The 12,496-nt window shown below is 62.8% G+C and carries 10 protein-coding genes; 7 read left to right on the plus strand and 3 right to left on the minus strand.

The genetic code is table 11. The features are described from left to right. Window positions 1-34 precede the first annotated feature (34 nt). Complete coding sequence (locus AC1RLZ_RS17030; RefSeq protein ID WP_493189559.1) at window positions 35-3,151, plus strand: autotransporter domain-containing protein; 3,117 nt, start codon at window positions 35-37, stop codon at window positions 3,149-3,151. A gap of 535 nt (window positions 3,152-3,686) precedes the next feature. Here the strand turns inward: AC1RLZ_RS17030 and AC1RLZ_RS17035 are convergent. Further along, window positions 3,687-4,145 (minus strand): MarR family winged helix-turn-helix transcriptional regulator, encoded by a 459-nt coding sequence (locus tag AC1RLZ_RS17035; RefSeq protein ID WP_493189560.1) that lies wholly within the window; start codon window positions 4,143-4,145, stop codon window positions 3,687-3,689. A 264-nt stretch (window positions 4,146-4,409) separates the two neighbouring features. On the opposite strand from AC1RLZ_RS17035, the gene AC1RLZ_RS17040 reads away from it, so the two are divergent. The 6 genes from AC1RLZ_RS17040 to AC1RLZ_RS17065 all read left to right on the plus strand — a co-directional run bounded on the left by AC1RLZ_RS17040 (window position 4,410) and on the right by AC1RLZ_RS17065 (window position 10,325). Further along, window positions 4,410-5,579, plus strand: coding sequence for an ABC transporter substrate-binding protein (locus AC1RLZ_RS17040; RefSeq protein WP_493189561.1), 1,170 nt, complete (start codon window positions 4,410-4,412; stop codon window positions 5,577-5,579). Between the two features lie 190 nt (window positions 5,580-5,769). Then, window positions 5,770-6,636 carry a branched-chain amino acid ABC transporter permease gene (locus AC1RLZ_RS17045; RefSeq protein ID WP_493189562.1) on the plus strand — a complete coding sequence of 289 codons (867 nt, stop codon included), beginning with the start codon at window positions 5,770-5,772 and terminating at the stop codon, window positions 6,634-6,636. Window positions 6,637-6,643: 7 nt separating this feature from the next. After that, on the plus strand, window positions 6,644-7,687 hold the full coding sequence (locus AC1RLZ_RS17050) for a branched-chain amino acid ABC transporter permease (RefSeq protein WP_493189563.1): 1,044 nt from the start codon (window positions 6,644-6,646) through the stop codon (window positions 7,685-7,687). Next, a complete protein-coding gene (locus AC1RLZ_RS17055) occupies window positions 7,684-8,436 on the plus strand; it encodes an ABC transporter ATP-binding protein (protein WP_493189564.1) in 753 nt (250 codons plus the stop codon). Before AC1RLZ_RS17050 ends, AC1RLZ_RS17055 begins: the two co-directional genes overlap by 4 nt. After that, a complete protein-coding gene (locus AC1RLZ_RS17060; RefSeq protein WP_493189565.1) occupies window positions 8,429-9,175 on the plus strand; it encodes an ABC transporter ATP-binding protein in 747 nt (248 codons plus the stop codon). Before AC1RLZ_RS17055 ends, AC1RLZ_RS17060 begins: the two co-directional genes overlap by 8 nt. A 31-nt stretch (window positions 9,176-9,206) precedes the next feature. Next, entirely contained in the window at window positions 9,207-10,325 is a 1,119-nt protein-coding gene (locus tag AC1RLZ_RS17065; protein ID WP_493189566.1) for a cobalamin-independent methionine synthase II family protein, read from the plus strand. Window positions 10,326-10,839: 514 nt separating this feature from the next. On the opposite strand, the gene AC1RLZ_RS17070 is transcribed toward AC1RLZ_RS17065, so the two are convergent. After that, complete coding sequence (locus AC1RLZ_RS17070; RefSeq protein WP_493189567.1) at window positions 10,840-12,120, minus strand: type II toxin-antitoxin system HipA family toxin; 1,281 nt, start codon at window positions 12,118-12,120, stop codon at window positions 10,840-10,842. Continuing rightward, entirely contained in the window at window positions 12,110-12,397 is a 288-nt protein-coding gene (locus AC1RLZ_RS17075) for a transcriptional regulator (protein WP_493189568.1), read from the minus strand. Before AC1RLZ_RS17075 ends, AC1RLZ_RS17070 begins: the two co-directional genes overlap by 11 nt. Between the last annotated feature and the right edge of the window lie 99 nt (window positions 12,398-12,496).

The raw sequence follows: 12,496 nt of genomic DNA on the forward strand, positions 1-12,496 counted from the left end.
AGCAGGCGTGGACATCCGGGCCGGGGACAGCGACTTGAAAAATTTACAGGTGACGATGCGCGGCGACACGACGCGCACGGGCGTTGCCTTGCGGGCATCGCTGTACGGCAGTCGCCATCACCTCAAGCCGAAGCTTTCGTTCGCCGTGCTCGCCGCGATGTTGCTCGGCACGGCATCGGCGCTGGCCGACGGCGGCAGCGCGGCGGCCGGGTCGACTCTTCCCTCGCCATTGACCATCGGCGGCGCCGGCGGCAGCGATGGCGCGGCTGGCGGTGCCGGGGGGTCTAACGGTCTGTGCAGCGCCGGCGGTGCCGGCGGCGGTGGCGGCGGCGCCGGTGGCGGAGCCGGCGGGACCGGCGGCAGCACGCCCGCTGCGAGTGGCGGCGGCACCGGCGCGGCCGGTGCAAGCGCGGTGGGTCCTTCCTGCGGCGGTGGCGGCGGTGATGGCGGCAATGGCGGCGCCAATGGACAGACCGTCGCCGGGCCGTCGTCGCTCAATTCGATCATCGCCGCTGGCAGCGGCGGCAATGGCGGTGCCGGTGGCAATGGCAGCGGCAATGGCAGTGGCGGCGGCGGAGGCGGTGGCGGCGCGGGTGGGAACGCCGTGTCGGTCACCGGCGCCAGTGTGATCACCCTCACCGGCGCGGCATTCCTGACCGGTGGCACGGGCGGCGCCGGCGGTGCGGGCGGACAGCTTCCCGCGAACGCCAATCTCCCCGCCATCGGCCTGGGCGGGCGTGGCGGTGACGGCGGCGCCGGCATCGCCTTCACCACGGGCGGCGCAACCTTGCTCAACGGTGGCATGATCCAGGGCGGCACCGGCGGCGCGGCCGGGCAGAATCAGGCCAATTCGCAAGGATATCTGGGCAGCGCCGGGCTCGGCAGCGCCGGCGTCACCGGCGCCGATCTCACCATCGTCAACAGCGGCGTCATCGCGTCGGGCCGCGGCGGCAACAATGGCGGCCTCGGCAACGCCATCGTCTTCACCGGCGGCAGCAATGCGCTGACCATGTCGGGTGCGGCGACACTCACCGGCAATCTCGTCATCGCCTCCGGGCTGATGACACTGGCGCAGACCGGCGCGAGTTGGACCTATAACAATGCGATCACCGGCGGCGGTGTTGTCGCGATCAGTACGGCCGCCGGCACGTCGGTCGCGCTCGAGGGTATCAACTCCTACAGTGGCGGCACGACCGTTACGGTGGGCAGCACGCTGGCGATCAATAATTCGCGGTCCATCGGCACCGGCGCCCTGACGCTCCAGGCCGGCGGTACGCTGAATATGACGGCGCCCGGCCTGAGCATCGACAATGCGATCCGCGTCGCCGGCATGGCGTCCATCGCCACCCAGCAGGATGCCCGCATCACCGGCGCGATCGTCGACGGCATTTCGCCCGGCGGCATCATCAAGACCGGCCCGGGGATGCTGATCCTGTCGGGCACCAGCAGCTACAGCAATCTGACGCAGGTCCAGAGCGGCATCCTGCAGGTCGACGGTTCGATCGCTGCGTCGAGCCAGGTCTCGGTGCTCAGCGGCGGTGTGCTGCAGGGCACCGGCACGGTGGGCAAGTTGCAGGTCGAAGATGGCGGCACTTTCAAGCCGGGCCTGCTCTACCTGCCGGGCTTTCCAGCCACGCTGCCGTCGATGACGGTGGCGGGCACGATCGGCTTTCAGCCGGGCTCCATCTATCTCGTGCAGGTCAACCCGAATGGCGTGACCTCCGTCAATGTATCGGGCACGGCGTTTCTCGGCGGCACGGTGAAGATTGCCGCGGCGTCGGGCTGGCAACACTGGACGATTATCGAGCCCATTCTGCATGCGGCCGCGCTGAATGGCACGTTTTCCGGCGTCAGCGCGTCGGCCGCCTTCACCAGCAGTCTCAGCTACAGTGCCACCGACGTGACGCTGACGATCACCGGTGGCTTCGCCAGCGATGTGATCCTGTTGCGGAATCACGCGGCGCTGGTCGCCGCACATGACAGCTACTTGTACCAGGGTGGGGCGCGGCCAGCGCGCTTCGACGCGGTGCTGACCCTGAGCGGCAGCAATCTCACCGCCGCGCTGACCCAGATTTCCGGCGAGACGCCGACCGCGACGCATCAGGCGGCGCTCAACGCGGCGACGCAGTTTGTCGGCGCGATGTCCGATCCGGCCATAGCCGGCCGCGGTGGCAACGCGTCGTCGGCGATGCACTACGCGGAGGGCGACGCAACGGGCTCTTACGCGGCCAGCGGCAAAGGCTCCGCCCGCGATGCCTTCGCGATGATCACCAAGGCGGTGCCAATCGTTCCCGCGTTCCGGCCGTTCTGGAACGTGTGGGCCGCGGGCTTCGGCGGTACCCAGACCACCGACGGCAATGCATCGGCCGGCTCGAACACGTCCACCAGCCGGATCGGCGGCGTGGCGGTCGGTGCCGACTATCACCTGTCGCCACAGACCATCGCCGGCTTTGCGCTGTCCGGCGGCGCCACCAGCTTCAGCGTCGAAGGCGGTGGCTCGGGCCGTTCCGACCTGTTCCAGCTCGGCGGCTTCGTGCGCCACACGACCGGCTCGGCCTATGTCACCGCGGCGGCGGCCTATGGCTGGCAGGACGTCACCACCGATCGCATGGTGGCCGTGGCCGGCATCGACCAGTTGCGCGCCAACTTCACCACCAACAGCTTTTCGGCACGGCTCGAGGCTGGCCATCGTACCGTGATGCCGTGGCTCGGCGGCATCGGGCTCACGCCCTATGCCGCGGCGCAGGTGACTTATCTCGACCTGCCGGCCTATGCCGAGACCACCTTGTCGGGGCCGACGACGTTTGCGCTGGCCTATTCTGCCAAGGGCATCACCGCACCGCGCAGCGAACTTGGTCTGCGCAGCGACAAGTCGTTTGCGATCAGCGATGCGATCCTCACCTTGCGCGGTCGCGCAGCCTGGGCGCACGACACCAACACCGACCGTTCGGCCACAGCGACCTTTCAGGCGTTGCCCGGCGCCAGCTTCGTGGTGGGCGGCGCATCGCCGGCTGCTACTGCCGCGCTCACCACGGCCTCGGCCGAGATGGCCTTCATCAGCGGCCTCTCGCTCGCCGCGACGTTCGAGGGCGAGTTCTCGGATGTGACGCGCTCCTATGCCGGCAAGGGCGTGGTGCGTTATCAGTGGTAGCAAGTGCCGAGGGCGCGGTGCGCTGCGCGAATTCGGTCGGCAGAAATCTGAAAATAATCCTTGGCGCTATTTCAATCCAGTATATATTCCCACGTATCCCGCTCCACTTGAGGGAGCGTTACCGGGACGCCGACTGGCGCGGGGCGGGATGTGGCGCCTGCCGGGCGTGGGGTGACGTACCCTGCGCACTCGGGAGGCCTCGGGTCACCGTCCAGCCCCACTACGGGGGACTGCCACTCAAGCCGGCTGGACGTGGCATTGGTGAACGGCGGGAAACCGCCGGGATCGGCGGAGTGCGGAGCTCTGCGCCTTTGCCCGGAAGAACGGTCCCGGGGACAGAAATCGCCACGATGGAGCGTTAGGCGTTTCCGCGGCCTCTGATGTCCGCCGATCCGGACACTACGCTGCGGCACTGTACCCAAGTCGCGCCTTTCGGCGCTTCATCTCCCTCATTTTGAGGGAGAACCCTGGGACCGCCACGCTCGCGCTCAGGCGCGGGCAAGGGCGGCGCGTGACCGCATGGAGCAGCGCTGTGTCAGGCCGTCGTCTTGCGCCGCGGTGTCGCGGGTTTGCGAACCTGCACCGCATTGACCGCGGGCGCCTGTGCCAGCAGGCGGCCAAGCATGTCGATCAGCTGTTCGACTTCCTTCTCATCGAGGCAATCCAGCAGCACCTTTTCGCGGTCGAGTGCCAGCTCGATGATCCGGTCATGCAGCGCGCGGCCGGATTTGGTCAGGATGACGACGCGCCTGTTGTCACCAGCCACATCGGTCACTGTCACGCTGCCGTTGTCGACCAGAGATTTAAGGGTGCGACTGACGAGACCCTTGTCGAGATCGAAATACTGGCAGATCTGTTGTGCGGTGCACGCGTCTTCGCTGGCGAGCTTCGAGAGAATGCGCCACTCCGTGACCCCGACGCCGAATTCACGCCGATAGGCACTCGAGGCACCCGCGGCGAGCTTGTTGCCCAGAAAGTTGATGAGCGCCGGCACGTATCGTCCATGATTAATCACCGGCTTTGTCATCTGGATACGATCTGCAATCTGAAATGAACGGAAATCGAGCGGCCCGAGGATGCTTGGCTAGACTTTAGCAGCATGCCACGATGCGTCGGAGTTACGCAGTTCAACAGACCGCGTTGTGTTGTCAACCCGGGCGTTGACAGGTCAACATGGCTCCGTTATCGCGGGCGACAGCGTATGGCGACATGACTTTGCGGCCTTGAAGAGCCGACATCACGCATAGAGGAGGAATTGATGCTGAGGAATTTGATTTCCGCGACCGTGACCGCCGTCAGCGTGTTGTCCGTCGGCGCAATGGCGCAGGCGCAGGAGACGGTCAAGATCGGCCTGATCGTGCCGATGACCGGCGGCCAGGCTTCGACCGGCCAGCAGATCAACAACGCCATCAAGCTCTATCAACAGAAGAACGGCGACACCGTTGCCGGCAAGAAGGTCGAGGTCATCCTCAAGGACGACGCGGCTCTGCCTGACAACACCAAGCGTCTCGCGCAGGAACTGATCGTCAACGAGAAGGTCAACATTATCGCGGGCTTTGGCGTCACGCCGGCTGCACTGGCCGCTGCGCCGCTCGCGACCCAGGCGAAGGTGCCGGAAATCGTGATGGCCGCGGGCACCTCGATCATCACCGAGCGCTCGCCCTATATCGTGCGCACCTCGTTCACGCTGGCGCAGTCCTCCACCATCATCGGCGACTGGGCCGCCAAGAACGGCATCAAGAAAGTCGCGACGCTGACGTCCGACTACGCGCCGGGCAACGACGCGCTGCAATTCTTCAAGGAACACTTCATCGCCGGCGGCGGCGAGATCGTCGAAGAGGTCAAGGTGCCGCTGGCCAATCCGGACTTCGCGCCGTTCCTGCAGCGCATGAAGGATTCCAAGCCCGACGCGGTGTTCGTGTTCGTGCCCGCCGGGCAGGGCGGCAACTTCATGAAGCAGTATGCCGAGCGTGGCCTCGACAAGTCCGGCATCAAGGTGATCGGACCCGGCGACGTCATGGACGACGACCTGCTGAACAATATGGGCGATGCAGCCTTGGGCGCCGTGACCGCGCATCTCTATTCGGCCGCGCATCCCTCGGCCATGAACAAGGACTTCGTTGCGGCCTACAAGAAGGCGTACAACACGCGCCCGGGCTTCATGGCGGTTGGCGGCTGGGATGGCATCCATCTCGTCTACGAAGCGCTGAAGAAGACCGGCGGCAAGGCCGATGGTGACAGCCTGATCGCGGCGATGAAGGGCATGAAGTGGGAGAGCCCGCGCGGCCCGATCTCGATCGATCCCGACACCCGCGACATCGTGCAGAACATCTATATCCGCAAGGTCGAGAAGGTGGACGGCGAACTCTACAACATCGAATTCGCGACCTTCGATGCGGTGAAGGATCCCGGCAAGACGAAGAAGTAAGCGACACTTTTTCGGAAGTGTAGTAAGCTCCGCCACCGGCAATTTCCCTCCCCCGCGCTTGCTCGGGGAGGGGGTGGGTGGGGGGCACACGCGCCGCTCTCCAGGTGGCGCCACCCCCACCCGACCGGCCTTGCGGCCGGCCACCCTCCCCGCAAGGGGGAGGGACAAGACAGAAAGCACCCAGAACTAAATGACCCTTCTCACCATCCTGTTCGACGGCGTCGCCTACGGCATGTTGCTGTTCGTGCTGGCGTGCGGGCTGGCGGTGACGTTGGGGCTGATGAACTTCGTCAATCTCGCCCATGGCGCTTTCGCCATGGCCGGTGGCTATATCTGCGCCATTCTGGTCAATCGTTCCGGATTGCCGTTCTTCGCGGCCTTGCCGATCGCCTTTGTGGCGAGTGCGGCCATCGGCGCGCTGCTCGAGCGTTCGCTCTATCGGCACCTCTATACGCGCAGTCATCTCGATCAGGTGCTGTTCACCATCGGTCTCGTCTTCATGTCAGTGACCGCGGTGGACTACTTCATGGGATCGTCGCAGACCTTCATCCATCTGCCGGATTACCTGCAGGGCCAGATCACTCTGTTCGGTCTTGGCGTCGGTCGCTATCGCCTGATGATTATCGTGATCTGCGGATTGCTCACCATCGCATTGCAGATGATCCTGTCCAAAACCCGTTTCGGCAGCCGGTTGCGTGCCGCGGTCGATGATCCGCGCGCCGCGTCGGGTTTGGGCATCAACGTGCCGCAGGTATTCGCGCTGACTTTTGCGTTCGGTTGCGGGCTTGCAGGCCTGGGCGGCGCACTTGGCGCGGAGATCCTCGGCCTCGATCCGTATTTCCCGCTGAAGTTCATGATCTACTTCCTGATCGTGGTGACCGTCGGTGGTTCTTCCAGCATCACCGGACCGTTCCTCGCCTCGCTGCTGCTGGGCATCGGGGATGTCGCTGGCAAATATTACGTGCCCAAGCTCGGCGCCTTCGTGATCTACACCATGATGATCGTGATCCTGATCTGGCGCCCGAACGGCCTGTTCGGCCGTACCGCGGCGCGGTGAGGGGATTATGACAGCGAACAGCACCACGCATCCGGAAGTCGGCACCTTCGCTATGGCGCGTGCGCGATGGCGCTGGCCCGAAGTCGTGTTCTGGCTGCTCGCTGCCGGCTGCATCCTGCTGTTCCCGAACCGCTACCTGATCCTCACCGAGATCGCCTGGCTCGCGCTGTTTGCGCTCTCGCTCGATCTCATCCTCGGCTATGCCGGCATCGTCTCGCTCGGCCATGCCGCCTTCTTCGGCTTCGGCGGCTATGCTGCGGGTTTGCTGGCACTGCACGGCATCGTTACCGAACCGGTGGTCGCATTGGTTGTTGCTGGTCTTGCCGCGATGGCGCTGGGCTTCGTGACGAGCTTCCTCGTCATGCGCGGGTCAGATCTGACACGGCTGATGGTGACGCTCGGTATTGCGCTGTTGCTGCGCGAGCTCGCCAACCGCTTTTCCAATATCACAGGTGGATCCGATGGCCTTCAGGGCATCGAGATGCAGCCAATCCTGCGCCAGTTCTCGTTCGACATCTTCGGCAAGGTCGGCTTCATCTATTGCCTGATTGTGCTGTTCATCATGTTCCTGCTGGCGCGCCGCATCGTGCATTCGCCGTTCGGTCTGTCGCTGCGTGCGATCCGCAACAATCCGCTGCGTGCTTCGGCGATCGGCATTCCCGTCAATCGCCGGCTGATCGCGATCTACACCATTGCCGCATTTTACGCGGGCGTTGCCGGCGCGCTCTCGACGCAGACGACGGCGCTGGCCTCGCTCGATGGTTTTGCTTTCGATCGCTCGGCCGATCTGATGCTGGTGCTGATCATCGGTGGCACCGGCTATTTGTATGGCGGACTGATCGGTGCGGTGATCTTCAAGCTGCTGCAGGAGTTCTTCTCGACGCTGACGCCGCAATATTGGCAGTTCTGGATCGGTGCCGTGCTGGTGGTCATCGTGCTGATCGGCCGTGAGCGCATGCATCGCTGGGTCATGTTCCTGCCGCGGCTGATCGCGAGCAAGTTCAGCCGCGCCAAGGCGCCGGTCGTTGTGCCGGAAGGTGAGGCGCCATGACCATCGCGCTGGAAACCGTCAATCTTGAAAAGTCTTTCGGTGGCCTTCGTGTCACGCGCGATCTGTCGCTCAAGATCGAGGCCGGTGCGCGTCACGCGCTGATCGGCCCGAACGGTGCCGGCAAGACAACCGTGATCAATCTTCTGACCGGTGTGCTCAAGCCAAATTCCGGCCGCATCCTGCTGGAGGGCAACGACATCACCGGCCTGCCGGTGCACAAGCGCGTGTTGCGCGGACTGTCTCGGACATTCCAGATCAACCAGCTCTATCCCGACATGACGCCGCTGGAGACCGTTGGTCTCGCCGTGTCCGAACATCTCGGCCATGGCAGCGACTGGTGGCGTCGCATGGGCACCCGCAGTGACATCAATGACGCGATCGCGGAAAACCTTGCGCGCTTTCATCTGCTCGACGTCATGAACGAGGCGACGGCGACATTGCCCTATGGCAAGCAGCGTCTTCTTGAAATCGCCGTCGCCATCGCCACCAAGCCTCGTGTGCTGTTGCTCGACGAACCGGCTGCAGGCGTGCCGGAAAGCGAACGCCACGATATTCTCTCGGCAGTCGCCAGCCTGCCGCGCGACGTCACGGTGCTGCTGATCGAGCACGACATGGATCTGGTTTTTTCCTTTGCCGATCGCATCTCGGTGCTGGTCGCGGGCGCCATGCTCGTGGAAGGCCCGCCGGATGAAGTCGCGCGCGATCCGCGCGTCAAGGCCGTGTATCTGGGCGAGGGCGCCGATGTCTGATCTTCTCCACATCAATGACCTGCGCGCTGGCTATGGCGAAGCCGTGGTCATTCCGAAGATGACGCTGCAACTCGGCGAAAGTCAGGTGCTGGCGCTGCTGGGACGTAACGGCACCGGCAAGACCACGCTGATCAATTCCATTGTCGGCGTAACCCGCCGCTTCAGCGGGACGCTGAAGCTCGGCGGAAAAGACATCACGTCGCTGCGGCCGGACCAGCGCGCCCGTGCCGGCATCGGCTGGGTGCCGCAGGAACGCAATATCTTCCGCTCGCTCACCGTGGAAGAAAACATGACCGCGGTGGCGCAGCCCGGGCCGTGGGACGTCAAGAAGATCTACGAGATGTTTCCGCGGCTCGAAGAGCGCAAGAACAATTTCGGCAATCAGCTGTCCGGCGGCGAACAGCAGATGCTGGCGATCGGCCGTGCACTCACGCTCAATCCGCAGGTGCTGCTGCTGGATGAGCCGACCGAAGGCCTTGCGCCGATCATCGTCGATGAATTGCTGGCGGCGCTGGGCAAGATTACACGTGCCGGCGGCATCTGTTCCATCATCGTGGAACAGAATGCCCAAAAAATACTCGGGCTCGCCGATCGTGTAGTGATATTGGAACGCGGCACCATCGTGCATGATGCAACGAGTGCTGCGTTGAAATCCGATCCTGCCGTGCTGGAGCATTTCCTGGGCGTCGCCGGCGCGGCCGGCAGCAAGAATAAACACACGGCCGGCACACCCGGCTAATCTGCAAACCGAGCATCCTGGAGTAACGACTATGCAGAGAACCAAAGCCCCGTTCCGTGCCGACGAAGTCGGCAGCCTGTTGCGGCCCGCATCGATCAAGGAAGCGCGTGCCAAGCTGGAGAAGGGCGAGATTTCGGCCGACGACCTGCGCAAGGTCGAAGACATCGAGATCGAGAAGGTGGTGCATCGCCAAGCCTCGACCGGCCTCAAGCTCGCCACCGACGGCGAGTTCCGTCGTTCGTGGTGGCACTTTGACTTCCTCGCCAAGCTGACCGGCTGCGAGCTTTATCATCCCGACACTGGCATCCAGTTCACCGGCGTCGAGACCCGTCATGACTCGGTGCGCGTGATCGGCAAGGTGGATTTCCCCGACGATCATCCGATGCTTGGGCACTTCAAGTTCCTGAAGAAGCATTGCGACACGGCGGGCGTCACCGCCAAGATGACCATTCCGTCGCCGGCAGTCCTGCATTTCCGCGGCGGTCGCAAGGCGATCTCGAAGGAGGTCTATCCGGATATCGAAGTGTTCTTCGAGGATCTCGCCAAGGCCTATCGCAAGGCGGTGAAGGCGTTCTATGACGCCGGTTGCCGCTACCTGCAGTTCGACGACACCGTCTGGGCCTATCTCTGCTCGGAAGATGAGCTGAACAAGGTCCGTGCGCGTGGCGAGGATGCTGACCATCTGCAGCAGATCTATTCGCGCATCATCAATTACGCGATCGCCGAGCGTCCTGCGGATATGGTGATCACGACGCATGTCTGCCGCGGCAACTTCCGCTCCACCTGGATTTCGTCGGGCGGCTACGAGCCGGTGGCGGAAACGCTGCTCGCCGGTACCAATTACGACGGCTACTTCCTCGAATACGATTCGGATCGCGCCGGCGGTTTCGAGCCGCTGCGTTTCCTGCCGAAGGGCAACAAGATCGTCGTGGTCGGGGTCATCACCTCGAAGGTCGGTGAGCTCGAAAAGAAGGAAGACATCAAGGCGCGTCTGGAAGAAGCGGCCAAGTTCGCGCCGCTTGACCAGCTGGCCGTGTCGCCGCAATGCGGTTTCGCCTCCACCGAGGAAGGCAATATCCTCAGTGAAGACGAGCAATGGGCCAAGCTGAAGCTCGCCGTGGATGTCGCGAACGAGCTTTGGGGCAAGTAACTCTCGTCGCTTGATCAGTGGTTCGCCAACAAAAATGCTCGGCTCTTTGCCGGGCATTTGCATTTCATTCTCCTGACGATGAACTCTCAGGCCTTGCCGCGCGCACGCTTTCGTAGGTGAAGCGGCCTTCAGCATCTGTCTTCGGCTGGGTGCCAGAACGGGCGTCCTGAGATCCGGAGAGTGATCGACGGCGCGCCGGTCTGCGGTCCATTTGGCGCGGATCAAAGGATGAAAGCGCATCTGTCATCTTCATCAGGCGACGGCTTGATCCCGAGGGATTGCGTTGTTCGGGCCGGTTACACCTGTGTAAAGTTTCGCATGGAGAGGTGACGTCAGCGCGATTTAACGACTTGGCCGAAAATGCGAAAATGCACTGTCCGGATCGCAACACTCTCGTCGAGACCGGATCGCTTGCGGCGGGCCGAGTCGGCAGGTCGATCGAAGGCCGGTCACTCTTGTAGTGTTTTAGAACTCTTCCTGCCCAGCGAAGAATGATCGGGCTGCGCACACCGTCTTATTCGACAAGGTTCGTTATCGCCTTCGGAGCTCCCACAAACGCGAAGGGATGGAGAAACTGACGGCGCCACATGAGATTCCGATCCACCTGACTGAGTTGCGCCTCATGGCACACGTCGGACCATTGCTCCTTGATGGTCTTGATTTGTTTGACGGCAATGTCCAGCGCATCGATCTCGGAGAGCAAAAACAATGGCGCGGCCTTCAGGCAAACGGCAATCTGGCTCCTTCGATCTTGTCCATGAATGAACATGGCCTGCGTGGCTTCGCCGCCTGTACGGTTTTGCGGACAGATATCGTAAGCCGGCGTAAGTGAAAGCCTCTTGCCGTTCCAGAACGCCGCGTGGTTTCGTGCGTGGTCGTCGGTGTTACCGCAAAGCACATTGAAGAGCATACGGGAAAACAGCTCCCGGAGTGTTTTCTTCGGCGTGTCGAACCGATGCCGGATGATTGTCGCAAGGGTTTCGTAACTCGCGTAGCGCGCCATCAACTCATCGAGTTCAAGCAGCGTCAAAGCTGAGACCATGGCCTTGCGGAGCCATCCGTTTTCGTCTTTTTCACGATCAAAGCGTCGGATAAGCAGCACATCTTGGCCTGCCGCCTTCGCCATACGGACGGGCGCGGCTGTAAGGCCGACCTCGGACGCCAGCCGCATCGCGATGAATTCTGCCTTCACGACGCTGTAAAGGTCGGTTGCGGAAGAAAACTTCGCGATGAATTTGGCATCATCCGATGTAATCGTCGCTTTCGGGCGCGCTCCGCCGAGGGAGCTTCCATCAAACGAGGCATAGTTGAGCTCTGGAGTAAGCGGTAGTCCTTTGTCCACAAGCGCGGCCACCTTCGACAGCTTTTCAAGCGACGCACCTTGGCCTTCGCGGGCGACGTAGTCTGAGGAGGTCGCCTGGAAGTCAAGCGCACCGATACGATCCGAACCGGACTCCAGAAGGAAGGTCAGCTCATCGATGTTCCCTGGGTCGATTTCCTTTCCGCGTGCTCCGAATTTTCGATTGAGGATAACGCGGCGTCCCCAAGCGTCAGGTGCCGCGTCTCGAATGCAGTTGGGAATATTGAGGCCGTTCAGAAGCGGCCGGAACCCGCTGTTCAGCAGCAGCTCAGGTTCGTACAGCGGGATGGCGTCCTTTCGCGACAGATAGTTCCGCCCGTAGTGGAAAAGAAGTTGCCGATCATTCGAGGTGAGGAGACCGGCGACGACAGGCTGCGTGTGACCCGGCAGCCAGGTCCATACATACGCCCGGCTGTATTGAGGATCAGAACTCATCGTCGATCTCGATACGCGACGTCTGCACAGATTTTGGAAGGAGTGTCATTACTCCACGGTTGGAAGCCCGTATGCGGGACATGGTCGCCTGATCGGAGTTAAACAGGGGCAAGCCGACGAATGTCGCCATTTCAAATGCCGCACCGATCGTGCAGCCCGGATCGCCGGCCTCGATGGGGCGCAGAAGACCGCACGAAATCCCCGCCCGCTCTGCCGCCTCGGTCGTTCTGTGCTCGCTCTCAATACGCGTTTGAAGAAGCAGACCGAGCAGAGCCATCGTACCAGCAACATAGGGCGGCAACGAGCGAGCAGTTCTAGGCATTGGGGGTAAGCTCACGGATTGACCGTAAGATATCCTGTGGTCCATTGACGGCTC

It is taken from the genome of Tardiphaga sp. GW822-FHT04G09, assembly GCF_058800725.1.

Bases quoted from the DNA above. Each gene is read 5' to 3' on its own strand.
- AC1RLZ_RS17040 (WP_493189561.1), top strand. From the start codon at position 4,410: ATGCTGAGGAATTTGATTTCCGCGACCGTGACCGCCGTCAGCGTGTTG.
- AC1RLZ_RS17045 (WP_493189562.1), top strand. From the start codon at position 5,770: ATGACCCTTCTCACCATCCTGTTCGACGGCGTCGCCTACGGCATGTTG.
- AC1RLZ_RS17050 (WP_493189563.1), top strand. From the start codon at position 6,644: ATGACAGCGAACAGCACCACGCATCCGGAAGTCGGCACCTTCGCTATG.
- AC1RLZ_RS17055 (WP_493189564.1), top strand. From the start codon at position 7,684: ATGACCATCGCGCTGGAAACCGTCAATCTTGAAAAGTCTTTCGGTGGC.
- AC1RLZ_RS17060 (WP_493189565.1), top strand. From the start codon at position 8,429: ATGTCTGATCTTCTCCACATCAATGACCTGCGCGCTGGCTATGGCGAA.
- AC1RLZ_RS17065 (WP_493189566.1), top strand. From the start codon at position 9,207: ATGCAGAGAACCAAAGCCCCGTTCCGTGCCGACGAAGTCGGCAGCCTG.
- AC1RLZ_RS17070 (WP_493189567.1), bottom strand. From the start codon at position 12,120: ATGAGTTCTGATCCTCAATACAGCCGGGCGTATGTATGGACCTGGCTG.
- AC1RLZ_RS17075 (WP_493189568.1), bottom strand. From the start codon at position 12,397: ATGGCTCTGCTCGGTCTGCTTCTTCAAACGCGTATTGAGAGCGAGCAC.